Below are 18,979 nucleotides of genomic sequence, written 5' to 3'. Positions count from 1 at the left end.
TCAGCCGGCGATCTGACGGCAACGGGTGACCCGCACGCCGCCCGGAACCTGCTCCACCGTCATGTGGTACGCGCTCGAGCCGTCCGGCTCTGCCAGGTGCACGGTCGCCTGCCCGGCCTCTGTCTGCACCGACCGGACCCGCAGCGACGGGCCGTCCGTCCCGTACATGACGGCCACGCGGTAGCGGCAGGCGTACTCCGCGTCACGGGCCGTGAGCGGCGCGCGGGTGAATCTCGCCGGGCGGACGACGTGCACCGGCTCCGCCGGCTCGAACACCGCGGTGGCGTCCAGCGACGGCTGGGCGAGCGGCTCCGCCTGCGCCACGAGGTCGCGCGGGATCGAGAGGTACCCCGTCTGGGTGTCCACCCACTCGTCGCCGTCGGCGGAGTCCGCTTCGGGGAGAGGACGCGAGGGCAACGCCGGGACGGCATCGATGATGACCCTCGACTCCGGCTCCGGCTCCGGCACGGGCGCGGGCGCGGGTTCAGGGTCCGGCTCGGGGTCCGGCTGGGGCTCGGGATCGGGAGCGGGCTCCGGCTGGGGCTCCGGCTCGTGCGGGTCCGCGAAGTGACGACCGCGACGCGTCCCGGTCACGACGCCGGGAGCGCCGGCGCCACCGTACGGCTCCAGCTGGTCGACGACGGGCGCGACGACGACTGGCGGGTCGACGACGGGTGGGTCGGCCACAGGCGGGTCGACGACGGGCGCGTCGGCCACCAGTGCGCCGGCCTCCGGATCGTTCGCCTCCGCGGTCCGTCTGGGCACGTCAACCGGCGAAACGTCGAGGTCTGGCAGGAACGGCCTGAGGGGCGCAATCTCGTCCGCCTCGAGGATCAGCTGGCCGACGTATTCGTCTGTCGCGTTCTGTCCCATAGACGCAGATTCTCAGCGGACGACGGCCACCGCCACCGGAAGGTGTGAAGTCGCGCGGCTCAGCGGGCGTGCGGCTTGCGCGACGGACCGGGCGTCGGGTCCTCGGGGTCCACCACGACACGGTGCCCCGCGGACCCCTTCCCGCCAGGGGTCCTGCCGGGCGTCTCACCGCCGGCCGCCCCGCCCCCGGAAGCTCCCGGCTGCGGCCTGCCGCTGCGGAACTTGCGGACCGCGGAGAACAGCGTCACTGCGGCGATCACGACGGCGACGGCGTCGTCACCGAGCCCGAGCGGGCCGAGCACGGCCTCCGAGAAGAGGTCGACGGGGCTCGCCACGTATCCGAGCGCGCCGACGACCGTCACGATCTGCTTCCACGAAAGCGAGAACTTCCGCGGCGGGGTCTGCGACGAGTCCTTGGGCTGAGCCATGCCGTGAAGGTAGCCGATCGCCTGGCACCGCCGCCACGATCACGGCGCCCGCGCCCCCGCGGGACCGCCTATCTGGCAGGACGTTCAGGCCGTCACCGGGTCGCGGGTGTCGGGGACGAGGCGCCTGGTGTAGCCGGCGGCGACGAGGCGCTCGTAGGCGACCCGGACGCCGTCGGGCAACGCCTGGGACTCGGCGATGAAGCCACGGTCTGCGTAGACGGACAACCGCTGCGTCTCCCCCACGATCATGTTGATGACGCGGTCGGCGTCACCGATGTGGTGCACGTAGTCGTCGAGCCCGAGGCGCCGGGAGACGCACACGACGTCGACCTCCGGCCATAGCTTGGCGGCCGTCGCGTAGGCGCGGCGGCTCTGGTATGGCCGGGTCACGAGGATGATCGAGCGGGGCACGATCCCGGCGTCGGCGAGGACCTTGCGACTGAGCTCGAGGTTCTCGCCCGTGTTGGTCGCGCGGGGCTCGATCAGGATCGCGGCCTCTGGAACACCGAGCGACACAGCGTGGTCCCGGTAGCCGTTGGCCTCGCCGTCGGGAAATGCGTGGACGGTCGTGGCCGCATTCGCGCCAGAGAACACGATCCAGGAGAAAAGGCCCTGGTGGTAGAGCTCCGCGGTGTAGTCGGGAACCACGCTGTCATGCCCGCCCAGGCCGATGCACACGTCGACGGGGCGGGGCTCGTGCCGCAGGTCGTGATAGGCCCACAGCGTCTCGACGTCCTCCCGCGCGGCGGCGGGGATCATGACGGTCGGCATATGGGGACCATACGGCTCAAAGCGTTTCGAGGCACCATCGGGCCGAGTATTCGGTGATGCGCAATGCCGGGTTTGTGCCGAATATCACGGCGACTAGAGCGAAAACCCGCGGTTCGGTAGCGCATGGCCGGACACCGTAGCGGAAGCCGCGATCGAGGCACGACCTCCACCCTTCCACCCGGACCGCACAGGGCGCTAGGTTGAGCGCCGTGACCGAGGCGCAGTACGACAAACGGGACCAGTACGACAAGGTGGCGTCGATGCTGCTGCAGGGCGAGCGCATCCTGGCCGTCTACGACTGCGTGGGGGTGGGCACGGGCTTCGTCGGGCTCACCGACAAGCGCGTGGTTCTCCAGGACAACTCGTTCGTGGGAAAGCAGGTGGCTCTCACGTCGCTGCCGTACTCGAAGATCACGTCCGTCGCGTTCGTGGCCGACCGGTCGATGCTCGGCAAGTTCGCGTCGTCGTCCACCGTCGCGATCGCCGTGGGCACACACATCCACGAGGCGTCGTTCCGCGGGGACGACAAGGCGCGCTACGTCCACGACGTCGTGCTGCACCACATCGTCGGCTGAGCCGGAGGTGCAGCGCAGGGTGAGGGCCGAGGAACGAGGCACTCGCCCGTAGCGGAACCGCAGGCTCAGCCGATCAACAACGTCGGCTGAGCCGGAGGTGCAGCGCAGGGTGAGGGCCGAGCCGGAGGCGATCAGAGGAACACCTCCCACGGGCAGCCGGCCTGGTCCGTCGTGTCCGCGACGCACAGGGTGAGGCGGTAGCCGGCGCCCTCCGCCACCCGGCTCAGCGTGTCAAGAGACGGCTGGATCTTGCCCATCTCGATCCGGCTGACGGTGGACGTGGGCACGCCCGCGAGCACCGCGAGCGAGCTCATGCTGAGGTCGCGCTCCGCGCGGATGCGCGCGACGATCTCGGCGGCGGACAGGGACACGGGCAACCTCCCGGGGGCTCGGGCCGTGAGCACGACAGGGTCCGCCGGTGGGTGTTACCCGGCAGACCCTGTCTGCTCTAGACCCTATACCTCTAGTCGCTGCCGCGCGCGTTCGGCAACGATGTGTCCAGGACACGTTCAACGCCTGTCACCTGGGGCCGATACTCTCTGCGGTCATGAGCACGCTCTCCGTGGCGCGCGACGCACGGCGCCTGGCACAGGAGCACCCCGCCTGGGTGCTCCTGCGGTCGCGCCATGCCGCGGTCGCCGTGCCGCTGCTCGCCCGCCGGCTCGGCGGTGAGACCGTGCGCCTGCCAGAGGCGGAGCTCGTCGTCGTGCTGGAGGACGACCTCGCAGGGCTCCGCGACCACGGCTTCGACGCCCCGCCCGCCGCGGAGCTCGTCCACGACTGGCTCACGGACGGGATCCTCGTCCGCCGCCTGACCGGTCGGGAGGAGACCGTCGAGCTCTCCGCGGGAGCGCAGGAGGCCCTGGCGTTCGCGGGACGGCTCGAGCGCCCGCAGCCGCTGCCGACGACCCGCCTCGCGACGCTGACCGACCGGCTGCGCGCCCTCGCGGGGTCCGGCACCGCCGACCGTCTCGAGCACGTGCGCGAGCTCCTCGCGCTGGCCGCGGACCTGCCCGCCGCCGTCGCGCGCCTGCGCGCGGACCTGGAGCGCACCGATGCCGGCCTGCGGGCCCGCCTGGGCGCGACGCTCGCGACGGACGCGCCGGGGGCGCCGGGGGCGCCGGGGGGCACGTCACCGGAGGCCCTGCGCCGAGACGACTTCCTCGACGACGTGTATCGCGGGGTCGACCACCTCGCGGCCTCGCCCGCGGGCCGGGCGGTCACCGAGCTGACCCGCCTGCTGCGCGAGCACGGGCACGTCCTGGACGACGCGCCGCTCACCGCCCAGGGCCTCGACCTCGCGCCGGCGGAGGCCGAGGCGCTGCGTCGCCTGGGACCCGCGGTCCGGGACGCGGCCGACGACGCCGCCGCAGCCCTCGCGAGCCTGCGCCGCGGCCTGGTCCGCTTCGTCCGGGCGGGTGAGGTGCCGGGCGACCGCACCCTGCACGCCCTGATGCGCGCCGCCGAAGCGGCGGCCCTCGCCGCGGCCGAGGACATCCCGCTCGACGCCCCCGTCCACCTCGCGCTCGAGACCGGCGCCGTCGACCCCGCCACGCCCGCCGCGCTCGTCCCGCACCGCCCGGAGGACGACGCGCCCGCCCCGCGGGTGTTCAGCCACGCGGGCCGGAGCGCCGGCCTCGACGCGGCGGCACTTCGCGCGCTCGCCCGCGAGTCCGAGATCGACGTGGCCGAGCTGCGCGCCCACGTCAACGCCGTCGTGGCCCGCCGCGGCCAGTCGTCGGTCGCGGACGTGCTGGAACGGCACCCGGCCAGCCAGGGCCTGGCCGGCGTGCTCGGCCTCCTCGTCCTCGCCGACCAGCACGGCCGCCGCGCGGCCGGCTCGGAGAACGTGGCCTGGCAGTCCGAGTCCGGCCACGCCCGCCGCGCCACCGTGCCCCGCCACCTCTTCGAGGAGCCCGTCCCATGACCGAACTCAGCACGTCACGCCCGGGCGGCGCGAGCACGTCGCCCACGCGCACGGGCGCGTTCCCCACTCTGCCCGACGCCGGTCACGGGCCCCGGGCGGCCGCCTCACCTCTCACAGTCGCCGGCCCGGGCGCCACGGTGTACGCGGGCGAACCGGCGTCGGACGAGGTGGTCGCGCTGTGGCCGGGCGACCGTGGGGCTCTGCGGGCGGCGACCCGAGGCGCGCTGGCGCGCCTGGTGCGCGGGCCGTACGTCTCGGCGGAGAAGGACCCCGAGGCGTGGCGAGCCCTGCTGGCCGGCGAGGAGCTCGTGCGCTCGCGCCTGGCCGACCTGTACCTCGAGCTCGTGCTCGACACCGACACGGGCGTGGCGTTCGTACGACGGGCGCCGACCGACGAGGCGATGGACGCGGTGCGCGAGCTGCCGCTGACCTTCCTCGACACCGCCCTGCTGCTGCACCTGCGCGGACGCCTGCTCGACGCGGCGGACGGGCGTGCGGTGGTCGGACGGGACGAGGTCGGCGACGCGCTCGCCGGGTACCGGCGCAGGTCCGGGGTTGACGGGGCCGAGTTCGCTCGGCTGCTCGACGCGTCCTGGGACCGGATGTTCGGCCGCGGCCTGCTCGAGCCGACCACGACCGAGGGCCGGTTCGAGGTCTCCCCCGTCCTGCGGGTGCTGTTCGGCGCGGAGCAGGTGGCGGCCGTCCAGGCCGAGTACGCGCGACTCGCGAAGGAGAAGGCATGACCGGCAGCTCGATCGGCACCGTCGCCCACCCGGGACAGTGGCGCCTGGCCCGGGTCGAGGTCGTCAACTGGGGCACGTTCTCCTCGCACCACGCCGTCACCGTGGCCCGCGACGGGTTCCTGCTCACGGGCCACTCCGGCTCCGGCAAGTCCTCCCTCGTCGACGCCGTCGCGGCCGTCCTCACTCCCCCGGAGTCGCTGCGGTTCAACGCCGCCGCCGCGGGGGCCGGCGGCGCCGCGGGCGAGGCGCGTGGCGGAGACCGTGACGTCCTCGGCTACGTCCGCGGCGCCTGGCGGCACCGCGCCGACGACGCCACCGGCGAGGTCGTGCCCGACCACCTGCGGCCCGGCACCACCTGGAGCGGCGTCCTGCTGCGCTACGAGGACGGCACCGGCGGCGTGGTCACGCTCGCCTCGTTGTTCCACGTCCGGCGGGGGTCGGCCGACGTCGCGCAGCTCCACGTCCTGCTGCCCGGCGATCTCGGCCTGCTCGAGCTGGAAGGGTTCGCCCGGTCGGGCCTCGACGCGGCCGGGATCTCCGGCCGGTGGCCCGAGGCCGCCGTCACCGACCGGCACGCGTCCTTCGCCGCGGCGTTCACCCGTGCCCTCGGGCTGGCCGGCGAGAACGCGCTCGTGCTGCTGCACCGCACGCAGTCCGCGAAGAACCTCGGCAGCCTCGACGACCTCTTCCGCGGGTCGATGCTCGACGAGCCGCGGACCTTCGGGCTCGCCGAGGCAGCGGTGGACCAGTTCGCCGACCTCGCCCAGGCTCACGCCCGCCTCGTCGAGGCACGCAACCAGGAGGCGCAGCTCGCCCGGCTCGTGCCGCTCGTGCATGCCTACGACGACGGCGTCGCCTCCGCCGTCCAGGCCGCCACCGTGCGCGGCGCCCTGGAGACCTTCAAGGAGACGTGGAAGCTCGAGCTCGCGCGCGCGGAGCTCTACGACGCCCGCCACGCCGAGGACCTCGCAGAGCACCTGCGCGACCGCGACGACACCGAGGTGCTGCAGGCGACGAGCGCGCACCAGCAGGCGCTGCTCGTGCTGCAGACGCGCGGCGGCCAGGCGCTCGCCACCCAGGCCGACCGCCTCACGCGCGCCGGTGAGATCGCCGCGCTCGCGCGCAACCGCCGCGCCGAGCTCGCCGAAGACCTGGCGGCGGGCGGGATCGAGTTCCCCGGCACGTTCGAGGGGTTCGCCGAGCTGCGCGCCACAGCGCGGCGGGTCCTCGCCGGCAACGACCCGGTGCTCGAGGAGGCCGTGAACGACGTGCGGCGCGCGCACGAGGAGCGCACCGTCGTCCGGCAGCGGCGCGACGCGCTCACCGCCGAGCTCGACGCGCTGCGCGACGGGACCTCGTCGAACGTCGGCGCCGCGCTGCTCGCCGCGCGCCGCAAGGTCGCCCGCGCTGCAGGCCTGAGCGAGGCCCAGCTCCCGTTCGCCGGCGAGCTCGTGCGGGTCCGCGAAGAGCACGCCGTGTGGCGCGGCGCCGCCGAGCGCGTCCTGCGCGCGCTCGCGACGACGATGCTCGTCCCCGCCGCGCACCGCGCGGCCGTGACCGCCGCCGTCGACGCCACGCACCTCGGTGCGCGACTCACCCTCGAGATCGTGGGCGTCCGGGTCGACTCACCGAGGGCCACCTCGGCCGACTCGCTCGTGCGCAAGATCGAGGTCAAGGACGGCCCCATGGCCGGCTGGCTCAACAAGCGCCTCGCCGACCAGTACGACTACCGCTGCGTCCTCGACGCCACCGTCCTGTCCGAGGACGAGCGCGGCGTCACCGCCGACGGGCTCGTCACCCGCGGCGACGGGCGCCTGGAGAAGGCCGACGACACGGCCGCGGACGACCGGTCCGCCTGGGTCCTCGGCTGGGACAACCTCGACAAGCTCGACCACCTCCTCACGCAGGTCGGCGAGGCCCAGGCCGCCGCCGACGCGGCCGACCATGCGCTCGAGCAGGCCGAGCAGCGCGAACGTGACCAGCGCCGGCGCCGCGACGGCCTGCGCCAGGTCGACCGGCGCGACTGGGCCGAGGTCGACATCGAGACCGCCGAGCGGACGCTCGTCGACGCGCAGCGCGAGCTCGCGTCGCTGCTGGCCGGCACGCAGGACCTCGCCGCCGCCGCGCAGGACGTCACCGAGGCGATGACGTGGCTGGAGCATGCCCGCGAGAAGGCAGCCGCCTCCGCCGACGCCCTCGCCGAGGCGCGGGCCGTGCGCCGCGCCGTCGAGCGGGTGGTGGACGAGCTGGGCGCCGGCCCCATCGCGGCGTTGCCGCTCGCACAGCGCACCGAGCTCGAGCGTCGCTACACGGCCCTCGACCGCACGATCACCCACGCCACCATCGACGACGTGTCGCTGCGGGTGGCCCACGGGATCGACGCCGAGCGCGAGGCCGGGCTGCGCAGCGCAGGCGCCGCCGAGCGGGAGATCGCCACGGTCCTCGCCGAGTTCAAGCGGCTCTGGCCGGCCGTGGCGCGCGACCTCACCGACCAGGTCGGCGATCGCACCGGCTACCTCGACCTCCTCGAGGCCCTGCGCGTCAAGCGGCTGCCCGTGCTCGAGGGCCGGTTCTTCGACCTGCTCGCCAACGAGTCGCGGCGGGACCTCGAGCGGCTCGCCGCCGAGATCCGGCGCGCGCCCGCCGAGATCCGCGAGCGCATCACGCCTGTGAACGCCTCGCTGATGCGATCCCCGTTCGACACCGGGCGGTATCTCCAGATCCGGGTCAAGGACCAGCACCCGACCGCCGTGCAGCAGTTCCTCGTCGACCTCGAGGCGATGTCCGTCCCGTTCACGCTGGACGACCCTGCCGCGGCCGAGCGCTCGTTCGCCGTGCTCGAGCGGCTCATGGGGCGCCTCACGTCGGCCGAGCCCGCCGATCGTGCCTGGCGGGCCCTGTGCCTCGACACCCGCAGGCACGTGCGGTTCACCGGCGTGGAGGTCAACGAGTCGGGCATGGTGCTCGACGTGCACGACTCGTCCGCCGGCCTGTCCGGGGGCCAGCGCCAGAAGCTCGTCGTGTTCTGCCTGGCCGCCTCGCTGCGGTACCAGCTCACGTCCGGCGACGGCGACGAGCCCGCGTACGGGTCCGTCATCCTCGACGAGGCGTTCGACAAGGCCGACACCGAGTTCACGCGCACCGCGATGGACGTGTTCCGGGCCTTCGGGTTCCACATGATCCTCGCGACGCCGCTCAAGCTGCTGCAGACGCTCGAGGACTACGTGGGCGGCGTGGGGCTCGCGACGTGCCGCGACTTCCGCGACTCGCGCGTCGACGTGGTCGTGCTGGCGCCGGTCGAGCAGGCGCCGGAGGACCCGCTGCTGCCCTCGTGGGACGACGCCGCGGAGCTGCCGAGGTAGTGGGTCCGTCCGGACGGACCCACTACCTCGGCATGGTCTTCCCGGTCAGCCGGCCGGGCAGGCCGTCGGGTCGTCGAAGTGGCCCGGCGTCGTCGGGAACGCCTTGCCGGTACCGTGCTGGTTGTTGTCCGACGGCCGCACGAGGGCGAGCTCGACGAACGCCGAGCTGCCCGGCGTGGTGACGTCGTCGGCGTCCCGGCCGGCGCTCATCCCGTAGGCGAGCGACTGCAGGAACGACACCATGGACGGCGAGTGCTGCCGCACGTCGTTCCACCCGCCGTAGCCGGCGTTGCAGTGCGAGTACAGGTTGTACGCGCCGTTCCAGTCGATCAGGCGGTCCTCCTGGGCGCTCGGCCCGTTGGCTGACTCGTTGCCCTGCATCACGTCGCGGTCCCAGCCGCCGTACAGCCAGTCGGTCCCGTGGTGGTGCTGGTCGTTGCCCGGGTCTGCGTCGTCGGTGGACGTGTGCCCGAACCACGAGCACGGGTCGACGACGGTGCCCGGCACGTCCTGCGGCGCGTCGCCCGCGGCGCACGTGACGCCGGGGTCGGCGGCCGAGCCGCGCGGGTTCCAGTCGATGACGTCGGCGCCGAGCACCGACGGTGTCCCCGACCCGGCGACGGACGCGCCACCGAGCACGTGGTCGACGTACACGTCGCCGACGCCCCGGTCCGGGGAGCCGTCGGGGTTGCCGCGGCCGCCCCACAGGACGTCCGCGCCGTTCCCGCCGAGCACCTCGTCACCGCCGTTGTCGCCGTTCGCCAGGTCGTCGCCGGCGCCGCCGTGGATCGCGTCGCGGTCGTCTCCGCCACGGATCCGGTCGTCGCCACCCGTCGTCAGGCCGGGGTACGGCATCGGCTCGGCGTCGGTGTCCACCCAGGCGCGGTCCTCGACGTCGGACAGCAGGTCCACACGCCGGTCGAACGACCCGACGGGCAGCCCCGTGTACGTGTCCTGCGGGACCCCGCTGAGCGTGACGGAGAACGTCCCCTCGGCAGGGGAGTCGATCCACGCGCCGACGACGCCGCCTCGGTCGCCCAGGATCGTGTCCTGCCCGGCGTCGCCGGACAGCTCGTCGTCGCCGAGCTCGCCCACGACGTCGTCGGCCCCAGCCCCGCCGCGCATCGCGTCGTCGCCGTCCCCGCCCCAGAGCCGGTCGTCGCCGTCGCCGCCGCCGATCGTGTCGGCGCCGTACGAGCCGGCCGGCTCGCAGGTGTCGCGGTCGTCCACCTCGGCGCAGAACCGGGTGGTGCCGTCCTGGCCGTCCGGCACGCGGGCCGGGTCGTGGAGGCGCACCGCGAACAGGCGCGCCGGGTAGGCCGGGTCGGCGGTGTCGGCCGGGTAGCGGTCCGGCTCGACCCGGTCGGTCCAGGTTCCGGCCGACTCCGCGGGATCGCGGAGCAGCGTGCCGTCGTCGCCGAGCGCTACGTCGGACTCGCCGTCGCCCTCGATCGTGTCGCCGCCGTCCCGGAAGCCGGAGCGCGCGGAGCCGCCGATCAGGTCGTCCTGGCCGTCCGGCCCGGTCTCGGGCACCACGGCGGTCGTTCCGGGCCACGCAGCAGCCGGGACCGGCACGCCGGGCACGCCGGCGTCCGGCACCCCGCCCTCGGTCAGCGTGAGCACCGGGTCGTCGCCGCGGACCACGTCGCCCGCGCCGTTGCCCTCGGCGTAGTCGTCGTCGGGACCGCCGGAGATCGCGTCGGCGGCGTCCTGGCCCCACAGCGCATCCACGCCGTCGCCGCCGAGCACGTAGTCGCCGCCGCCCATCGGTGCGCCGAGGTCGTACGGCACCACGGTGCGCTGCCGCACCAGCGTGCCGTCCGTGGAGCTGCGCACGAGCACCGACGCGTGGGCCCCTGCAGAGCGCAGGAACACGCCGTTGTCGCCGAGCGCCGCGTCGTCGCCGCCCTGGCCGAGGATCACGTCCCCGGCGTCGGGCTGGCCCGTCGAGGCCTCGGTCCCGGTGCCGGGCTCGTCCGACTCGGGGTCGGCCGCAGGCGTCGTGGAGCCGCCGACGAGGTCGTCGTCCCCGCCGCCGCCCTCGAGCCAGTCGGTGCCCGGGCCGCCCTCGGCCGCGTCGTCCGCCGCGCCGCCCTGCACGCGGTCGTCGCCCGACTGGCCGAGCAGGACGTCCTCGCCGTCCTCGCCCTGCACCAGGTCACCGCCTGAATCAGCAGACCCGGCGTCGGCGCCGAGGTCCAGCAGCCGCAGCACGCGCGGCGCCTGCGTGGCACGCTCGCGTCCCGCGAGCAGCGGGCTGGGCACGGCCGGCACGCCGGCCGCCACGGTGACCACTGCGTTGTCGCCGAGGGCGACGTCCCCGTCGGTCCCGCCGACGACGGTGTCCCCCGCGTCCGGCTGGCCGTCGGCGCCCGGGCCGCCCGGCACCGTGGTGCCGACGGGCGTCACGGAGCCGCCCACGAGGTCGTCCCGCCCGGCGCCGCCGAGCACGATGTCCGTGCCGCGGCCACCGCTCGCGAGGTCGTCGCCGTCGCCGCCGGAGACCTCTGGGTCGTCGGCGCCCTGGGCGAACAGCGCGTCGTCCTCGGGGCCGCCGCGTAGTACGTCCGGCCCGCCGTGCTCGGCCGGCGAGTCGGCCGCGGTGTCGAGCTCGGTGACGGTGTGGCCCGCCGTGGCGCGGCCCGCGAGCACCGGCGTGCCCGCCGGGTCCACCGCGACCGGCACGACCGACGCGTTGTCGCCGAGAGCGACGTCCGCGCCCGCACCGCCCTCGACGACGTCGCCGGCGTCGGGCGCCGGGACGAACGAGCCGCCCACCAGCTCGTCGCCGCCGGCGTCGCCGAGGACCGTGTCCGGCGAGCCCGCCGGGTTGGGGCCGCCCTCGAGGTGGTCGGCCCCGGCCTGGCCGGACACGAGGTCCGCGCCGAGCCCGCCGTACCCGAGGTCGTCCTCCGCAGCACCGAACAGGCGGTCGTCGCCGCCGGCCGTTGCCGGGCCGGTCAGGTCGAACGGCCGGTACCCGAGCGGCGCGGCCGGGTCGGCCGCTCCGTTGTCGCCGATCAGCGCGTCCGTCCCGGTGTCGCCGTACAGGGTGTCTCCCGTGTCGTCGCGACCCGTGGCCCGCGTGCCGCCCACGAGGAGGTCCTCCGCCGCGCCGCCGAACAGGCTGTCCGCGCCCGCGTTGCCCTCGATCGTGTCGGTGCCCTCGCCGCCGAAGGCGGTGTCGGTCCCGGCGTTGCCGTACAGCTCGTCGGCGCCTTCGTCGCCGGTCAGCAGGTCGTCGCCGCTGCCGCCCCAGACCCGGTCGGGCCCGTCGCCGCCGCCGAGGTCGTCCGGCCCGGACTGGCCGCAGCCGCGGTCGGCCGCCCCGTCGAGGCGTGCCCGGTCCGCGCCGCCGCCGGCCCGGACCACGTCCACGCCCCGGCCGCCGACGATGTCGTCGCGGTCGTCCTCGTAGTCGGCAGAGTCGACGTCGGCCGTCTCGTCCGCGCCGGAGGTGTCACCGTCGCTCGCGACCGGCTCCCCGGCGGTGCACAGCTCCGCGGGGCGGTAGGCGTCGCCCCAGGCCTGGGCACCGCCGTCGCCGCCGACGACGTGGTCGCGCCCACCGCCGCCGACCAGCAGGTCGGACTGCGGGGTCTCGCCCGCCGGGAGCGGGAGCACCGTGATCGTCCGCTGCGGCCCGAAGACCCCCGGCCCGGACACGCCGCCGACCTCGGTCGGCTCGGCGAGCACGTAGTCGTCCGCCGGCCCGCCGAACACCTCGTCCGAGCCGAAGCCTCCCGCCAGGACGTCCTCCGCGCCGCCGCCGAACAGGTAGGACGTGGTCCCGGCCGAACCGAGCGACCCGGACCGCACGACGTCGGCGATCTGCGAGCCGACCACGAGGTCCGCCCCAGAGCCGGTGTCGACCAGGTTCACCGTGCCCGCGTCGGCGGTTCCGGCGTCGTCCGCGAGGAAGCCGCGCTGGGCGTCGGTGAGCCCGTCGCCCGGGGTGTAGGCCTCGCCGTCGATGTCCAGGAGGCCACCCGAAGGCGCCGTGCCGGGGTAGACGACGTCGTTCCCCGGCCCTGCGGTGAGCACGTCGTTGCCCGTGCCGCCCACCAGGACGTTCGGGCTGCCGGAGCGCTGCGCGCCCTGCTGGCCGACGACGCCGGCGCGGTCGGCGCCGCCGTTGCCGAACAGGGTGTTCGTGCCGGTGCCCGCGGTGACGACGTCGTTCCCGTCGGCATCGTCACCGTCGCCGTCCTCGCCCGCGCCGGGAGCGTCGACCGCCACCGGGAAGTCGTGCCCCCCGGCGGAGACGGTTGCGGTCACGGGCAGGTCGGAGTCACCGGCCACGACCGAGTCGCCCTGGCCGCTCGTGATCCGGTCGACGCCGGGGCCGCCGGCGAGGAGCGCGGCGCGGCCCACCGGGTTGGCGGCGGTCACCACGTCGTTGCCGCGCCGGGCGTCGACGGATGCCGCACCCTCGTCGGTCTTGATCTCGTCGTCGTGCTCGGAGCCGAAGACCACCACGTCGGTACGGAAGCCCGCCTGGCCCGCGTCGGGGTCCTCCTTGTCCGAGTCGCCGAGGAACGTGAGCTGGAAGCCGGTCTGGCTGTCCCGCCCGTCGACGACGACGCGTGCCTTCACCCCCGGGAACTCCTGGACGATTCCGAGGCCCTCGACGGCATACCCCGTGACGGGCCACCCGCCCTCTGGCTCTGCGTCGCCGGAGAAGTCGTGCCGCTCGTAGACCTTGAACACCTCGGTGTCCCCGGAGTCCGCACCCCACGAGCCGCCACGGAAACCGTCCGTGCCGGCCGCGCCGAGGTGCACGACGAGCGTGTCGCCGGCCGCGGTGGCCAGGACGGGCGGCTCGGGGTCGCAGTCCGGCTCGGCCGTGAAGTCGAGCAGCGTCACCTTCGCGATCGTCACGTCGAACGACACCGAGAAGATGCTGATCCCGATCGTGATGCCCAGCTCGAGGAACAGGTAGAGCCGGCCGCCGGTGCGGAACAGGCAGATCGGGCTGATCTTCGCCTGCTCCCCGAACTCGAAGAACCGGAACTTGCCGTCGTCGTTCGGGTCGTTCCAGTAGAACGACACGGTCAGCCCGAACCCGCCACGGACCTCGACGCTGATGATGACGATGCTCACCGCCAGTCCTGCGGCCAGCTCGCCGTAGAACTCGAGCACGGGAACCTGTCTGCCCTCGAGGTCCGTGGTCGCCAGGTACAGGCCGTCGAGGATGCGGATCGCGTCGGACAGCTCGCCGCTCTGGAACGCCGCGACCGCGTTGCGCAGGCCGAGGGTGTCGAACCCGACGATGACGCGCGCCCTGACGCCCGCCGCGCCGGACAGCGTGACGAGCAGCGGCGGCGGCGCGTACACCGGGCCGAACGACTGCTTGAAGGAGAAGCCGAGCTCGAGCGTGCCCGAGTCGAACCGCACCAGCTCGACGTCGCCGTTGAGGAGCAGGTCGGCCAGCAGCTCCGGGTGCTCCAGCAGCGTGAACGTGAACCCGAACCCGTCCGTGTCGTGGACGGCGGTGCCGGTCAGGCTGTTGCGGATCGCGGTCGACTCCTCGGTCGGGTCGGCGGGGTCGAACCCTCCGGGCGCCTTGAGGGCACTCACCTGGTCCGGCGTGGCCGCCGTTGTCAATGCCCTGGTGCCGTCGAGGGTCAGGTCGCCCACTGGCAGCGCCACCGAGCCGCCCGCGAGCTGTCCGACCAGGTCGGCGACGGTGCTCGCCGTTTCGACCACCTGCAGGATCGTGCGGACCATGGTCGTGTCGGTGCCACCCGCCAGGGTGTTGTACGCCTCGGCGATGCTCACGAGCGACACCTCGTCGCCACCCGCCATCTTCGAGAGGTCGGTCAGCACGGGGATCGGCGCGTACAGGGTCTCCAGGACAGGGCGCAGCGGGTCGATCACCCGGTTGACCTCCTCGAGCGCGGGGCCGACCTGGCTCTCCAGGAAGGTGCCGAGGTCGAGCGAGATGTCCGTGAAGGCGATGCTGGGCGTCGTCCCGACGGCAGGCGTCGGGTCGCCGAACTGCGGCTGCGCGTCGCCGACGCCGGCGGACCAGCCGAGCGCCAGGTTCGCCGAGATCCCGGGCAGGGTCTGCCCCGCGACGCCCGGCGCCGCGGTGAGCTCCCAGTCGACGTCGACGGCGAAGGTGGCGCCCACGTCGATGACCTCGCCGGGGCTGGTCAGGAGCTGGTCGAGGCCCACCGCGTTACGCGTGGTGCCACCCACCTCGGTGGGCTCGCCGACCAGGTCGACGTAGAACTCGCCGGAGACCTCCTGCGCGTCCGGGTCCGCCTTCTCGACGTCCATCTGCAGGATCGCGAGCTGCGCCGTCAGGTCGGGCTCGTCCTCCCCACCGACCGGCAGCAGGTTCACGGCCGCACCGACGTGCGCCTCGCGGTCACCCTCGTCGCCCGTGAGGATCACGAGGCCGGCGGTCTTGTCGAGCGCGACGGAGACGCCGAACCCGTAGTCGAGGCTGGCCTGCAGCCCGCCGTCGGTGCCACCGCACTCCCCGGTCGCGGGGTCCTTGCCGGCGCGCAGGGCGAGGCCCGGGATGCCGACGTCGAGCGGGATCACCTCGCACAGCTCCGGGTCGCCGCCGGGGCCGTTCGGGTCGAACTCCCACTCGACCACGAGCGTCTCGATCGCGAGCGGGTTGCTGACACAACCGGTGATCGGCGCGGGCTCGCCCGGGTCGGCGGGCGCGGCCTGCGGTGTGGCGGTGCCGTCGTCGGTGAACTCGGTGCCGGTCACGTCGGCGACCTGCTGCCAGGTGGCGCCACCGTCGGTCGAGCGGAGCACGAGATATCCGTCCGCACGGCCGTCGGCCGCCCACGTCACGTGGTTGCTGTTGTCCGTGCTGAGCACGGCCTCGTTCTGCGCCGAGTCAGGTGCGGAGCGCACCGTCGGCGTCGTTCCGGTCCGGCCGACGACCACGTACGAGTACTCGACCTGGGGGTCGCCCGACGGGGCGTCCGTCGTCGCGACGACCTCGACGTCCGTCGTCGCCTGCAGCACGCCGCAGTGCTCGGTGATCGTGGCGCCGAGCGCGGTCTCGATCTGCGCCTTCGCGTCGGCGTAGGCCGTCTCGCCCAGGTCACCGAGGCCTTCGATCGCTGCGCGGGCGTCGGCCACGACCTGCGCGGCCTCGACGAGCTGGTCGCCGAGGAGCGGCACCGAGCCGCCCAGGCTCGCAGCCTGCAGCCCCTGTTGCAGCAGCCCGAGGTACGTGAGGATGCCTGACGGGAGGGTGTTCAGGTCGAACGGCGTCGAGTACAGCAGAGCAGCGAGCGCACCCGTGTCAGGCAGCGTGACCGTGGTGCCGGCGAGCGCCGCGGCGAGCGAGACGTCGTCGGGCACCGCGACCACGAGCGAGCCGTTCGTCGCGGAGATCGGGTTGCCCAGCACGTAGACCGGCAGGTCCGCGCAGAGCAAGGTCGCGCCGCTCCCGCAGTCGGCCGTGCCGACCACGGTCGGGTCGAGCGCCAGGAGGCCACCCAGGGTGGTCGCACCGGTCGCGCCGAAGGTCGCGGTGAGGCCGAGCTGCCCCGAGACCTCGTCGCCCTCGGCACCGAGGGCCGCGGTGAGGCCGGCGAGGGACACCTCGAACGTGCCGTCGAGACCGGCGGACACGGACGCGCTCACGCTCGGGTCGACGAGCCGCACCAGGCCGGCCGCGCCCGCGACGGGCTCGGCGAGCGGGACGGCCACACCGGCGGAGACGTCCACCGAGGCCGCCACGTCGACCGTGCCCGTGGACGTCGCGCCGACGAGCGGCACGCCGTCGAGGTCGTAGGCGAGGGTGCGGGTCGTCGTGTACTCGCGCTCGAGGGCGAGGTCCACGACGAGCGACGGGGACCCGTCCACCACCTGGTAGCGGGCGCCGAGCGGCGCCTCGTCCGGGAGCCCGAGCGCGTCGCTCAGGTCGCCCAGCGTCTCCTGCAGCGTGACCGGCGGGGTGTCAACCAGACCCTGCACCGCGCCGGTCAGGGCCGTCGCGGTGGCGAGGCCGTCCTGGGCGCCGGCGAGGACGTCCGCGACGGACGTGCCGACGAGCGGCAGCGGCGTGCGCGCCGCGTCGCCGAGGAGGCCGGGCGACCGCAGGCCGGAGTCGGCCAGCAGGAGGGTGTCGGCGACGCGGCCCAGCAGGGCCCGCGGCTCGGCCGCGTCCACGTCGAGAGCGAGCAGGTCGGCGAGGCCGGTCAGGTCGGGCGCGCAGCCCGCCGGCGCCGCCGCGATGTCGCACGGCGGGACGGACCACGTCGCGGCCGACGGCAGGAAGTCCGGGAGGCCGGTCACCGTCACCGCGCCGTCCGTCACGGACGCCGCGACGTTGAGGTCGACGTCGAGGGCGGCCGGGGCGTCGTCACGCAGCTCCGCGAACAGGTCGCCGACGGGGCGGTAGTCCGTGCCCGCGACCGCGAGGGTCAGCATGGGGGCGTCCGCGGCCGCCCGGCCGACGGCGATCTCGCCGGTCACGTCGACCTCGACGAAGCCCACGAGCCCGCTCGCGGCCACCGGGGTCGCGATCGGGAAGTCGGCTGTCGCCGTGGCGCTGCGGAACAGGGTGCGGTCGACGCCGATCGGCGTCTCGTCGAAGAACGCGACCGAGCCGTCGTCGGCCGTCACCTGGAGCGGCGGGTCGTGGGCCACGGAGGGGCGCAGGTCGAACGCGAGCTCGACGGTCGCGGTGTAGTCCAGGGAGGCCGTCGCCTGCGGCGAGTCGCCCAGGACGTTCTCGACCGCCCGGCCCGAGCCGTCGGTGAGCAGGTTGTCCAGCTCCACGAGGCCGGGCTTGAGGTCGTTGTCCCCCACGACCTCCCCTTCTTCCGCCGTGGGCGCCGTGTAGACGGCTACGTCCTGCGCGGAGCGCGCCGTCGTCAGCGTGAACGGCAGCCGGTGGGTGGCCGGGTCGTACGCGCCGACCTCGACCGACAGCCCAGGCACGTCCTCCAGCGCGGCGAACAGCCCCTGCAGGCTCGACCAGGTGGGCTGCCCGTCCTCGGGATCGGTCACGTCCTCCTCGGCCTGGTTGATGTTCGTCGTGAGGAACGTGACGAGCTGCTCGTTCAGCACGAGCACGTCCGCGACGCTGCCGCGCAGGAACGGCAGGTCGAGGTTGCCGGTGGGGCCGCCTTCGTCGAGCTGCGCGCGCTGCACGGCCGCGAGCGCCGACTTCACGAGCACGAGGCCCTCTGCGGTGTCGCGGACCGTCAGGTTGAGGAAGTCGGTGACCGCGTCGAAGCCGTCGGGGGTCACCGTCAGCCCCGAGGGGTCGGTGAGGTCGGGCCAGGCGAAGTCGACGGTCGCGGACACCGGTTCGGCGAACGCGTCACCGGCTGACGTGACCGCCAGCGCACCGGACGTGGACCCGCTCGCGAGCGTGACATCGGCGAGCCCCGTGGCGGAGCCGGCGGTGGCCAGCTCGCCGTCGTCCGGCAGGCCGCCGGGATCGTCGAACGTGAGGCGGCCGTCGCCGTCCGGGTCGGCCACGGTGCCGCCGTAGGAGGCGGTGAACGCGACCGGGTCCGCGCCCGCGCGCTCCGTCAGGTCCACGCCCAGCACGCCGACCGACGCCGGCACGGCGCCCGGCAGCCCGGCCACCGTGACGCTCGCGGTCACGGCGGGCGCGTCAGCCCCGGCTGCGACGACGTACCGGTAGGACGTGTCGTCGTCCACCGCCCCGAGGCCCAAGGTGAACTCGACCCGCACCGTGACGTGCGCGGTCAGGGCCGCGCTCGCCGTGGTCAGCCCGAAGGCGGGCTCCAGGGAGAGGACGGCTGGGACGTCGTCGGACACCTCGAGGGTGTAGCGCGACCCGTCGCGCGACAGGTCACCGCCCAGGGTGGGGTCCGCCGCGGCGAGGAGGCCGCCGGGCGCGACTCCTACCACGGGCAGGGGCGCGGCGAGCGACTCCTCCTGCGCGAGGCCGACCGCCCAGGCGGCGACCTGCTCGGCGAAGACGTCGTCCTCGTCGGCGACGACGGGCGGCGCTGTCAGCACGCCGGCCGCGACCAGCGCGGCGGTGGTGACGGACACGACGGGCACACGAAACGCGCGCATGGACAAGCCCCCTGGCTCAGACGTCGAAATGGGTGTGGCCCGCCCTTGGTGGGCGTGCGGTTCCGGCTCCGGCCTCCGGCGGCTGTGCCGGTGACGTCAGAACCTCCTCGTAGCTGTGACTGTGGTCACACCCAGATAACGAGTCTCAGAGGACACCCCAGTGACATGCAGGGCAAACCCAGGCTCAAATTTCACCCGCTCGGGGTGGCAATTCACCCGGGCGAATCAGGCGTCCTTCGTTTTTTCACCCGGTCGGCGC

9 protein-coding genes are annotated in these 18,979 nt (G+C 74.4%); 4 read left to right on the top strand and 5 right to left on the bottom strand.

Going from position 1 to position 18,979, the window contains the following annotated elements:
* The 3 genes from L1785_RS17900 to L1785_RS17890 form a co-directional block, all read right to left on the bottom strand.
* The gene (locus tag L1785_RS17900; RefSeq protein WP_236090645.1) at positions 1 to 765 is read right to left on the bottom strand and encodes a hypothetical protein; all 765 of its coding nucleotides are present in this window, start codon (positions 763 to 765) and stop codon (positions 1 to 3) included.
* Between the two features lie 167 nt (positions 766 to 932).
* Positions 933 to 1,301, bottom strand: a complete 369-nt coding sequence (locus tag L1785_RS17895) for a DUF1232 domain-containing protein (protein WP_236090644.1) — start codon at positions 1,299 to 1,301, stop codon at positions 933 to 935.
* 84 nt (positions 1,302 to 1,385) lie between these two features.
* Positions 1,386 to 2,072, bottom strand: coding sequence for a YdcF family protein (locus tag L1785_RS17890; RefSeq protein WP_236090643.1), 687 nt, complete (start codon positions 2,070 to 2,072; stop codon positions 1,386 to 1,388).
* Positions 2,073 to 2,281: 209 nt separating this feature from the next.
* Between L1785_RS17890 and L1785_RS17885 the strand changes: the two genes are divergently transcribed.
* Positions 2,282 to 2,647 (top strand): PH domain-containing protein, encoded by a 366-nt coding sequence (locus L1785_RS17885; RefSeq protein WP_236090642.1) that lies wholly within the window; start codon positions 2,282 to 2,284, stop codon positions 2,645 to 2,647.
* A 131-nt stretch (positions 2,648 to 2,778) separates the two neighbouring features.
* Here the strand turns inward: L1785_RS17885 and L1785_RS17880 are convergent, their stop codons facing one another.
* The gene (locus L1785_RS17880; protein WP_236090641.1) at positions 2,779 to 3,018 is read right to left on the bottom strand and encodes a helix-turn-helix transcriptional regulator; all 240 of its coding nucleotides are present in this window, start codon (positions 3,016 to 3,018) and stop codon (positions 2,779 to 2,781) included.
* Between the two features lie 176 nt (positions 3,019 to 3,194).
* Here L1785_RS17880 and L1785_RS17875 point away from each other — a divergent pair, with 176 nt between their 5' ends.
* From L1785_RS17875 to L1785_RS17865, 3 genes are read left to right on the top strand one after another with little or no spacing between them, the layout of a single operon-like run.
* Positions 3,195 to 4,574: a DUF3375 family protein gene (locus tag L1785_RS17875; protein WP_236090640.1), complete on the top strand. Its 1,380-nt coding sequence runs from the start codon at positions 3,195 to 3,197 to the stop codon at positions 4,572 to 4,574.
* The gene (locus L1785_RS17870) at positions 4,571 to 5,317 is read left to right on the top strand and encodes a DUF4194 domain-containing protein (protein ID WP_236090639.1); all 747 of its coding nucleotides are present in this window, start codon (positions 4,571 to 4,573) and stop codon (positions 5,315 to 5,317) included. Before L1785_RS17875 ends, L1785_RS17870 begins: the two co-directional genes overlap by 4 nt.
* Entirely contained in the window at positions 5,314 to 8,679 is a 3,366-nt protein-coding gene (locus L1785_RS17865) for an ATP-binding protein (protein ID WP_236090638.1), read from the top strand. Before L1785_RS17870 ends, L1785_RS17865 begins: the two co-directional genes overlap by 4 nt.
* A gap of 45 nt (positions 8,680 to 8,724) precedes the next feature.
* On the opposite strand, the gene L1785_RS17860 is transcribed toward L1785_RS17865, so the two are convergent.
* On the bottom strand, positions 8,725 to 18,720 hold the full coding sequence (locus tag L1785_RS17860) for a calcium-binding protein (protein ID WP_236090637.1): 9,996 nt from the start codon (positions 18,718 to 18,720) through the stop codon (positions 8,725 to 8,727).
* Positions 18,721 to 18,979: the final 259 nt, after the last annotated feature.

This window comes from Antribacter soli (assembly GCF_021568775.1).
Classification (GTDB): Bacteria; Actinomycetota; Actinomycetes; order Actinomycetales; family Cellulomonadaceae; genus Antribacter; species Antribacter soli.
Note: the sequence above shows the minus strand (reverse complement) of the source record. Positions and strands in the feature narration are given on the sequence as shown.

Coding starts and splice junctions, on each gene's coding strand:
- L1785_RS17890 (WP_236090643.1), bottom strand. CDS start 2,072: ATGCCGACCGTCATGATCCCCGCCGCCGCGCGGGAGGACGTCGAGACG.
- L1785_RS17865 (WP_236090638.1), top strand. CDS start 5,314: ATGACCGGCAGCTCGATCGGCACCGTCGCCCACCCGGGACAGTGGCGC.
- L1785_RS17875 (WP_236090640.1), top strand. CDS start 3,195: ATGAGCACGCTCTCCGTGGCGCGCGACGCACGGCGCCTGGCACAGGAG.
- L1785_RS17860 (WP_236090637.1), bottom strand. CDS start 18,720: ATGCGCGCGTTTCGTGTGCCCGTCGTGTCCGTCACCACCGCCGCGCTG.
- L1785_RS17895 (WP_236090644.1), bottom strand. CDS start 1,301: ATGGCTCAGCCCAAGGACTCGTCGCAGACCCCGCCGCGGAAGTTCTCG.
- L1785_RS17870 (WP_236090639.1), top strand. CDS start 4,571: ATGACCGAACTCAGCACGTCACGCCCGGGCGGCGCGAGCACGTCGCCC.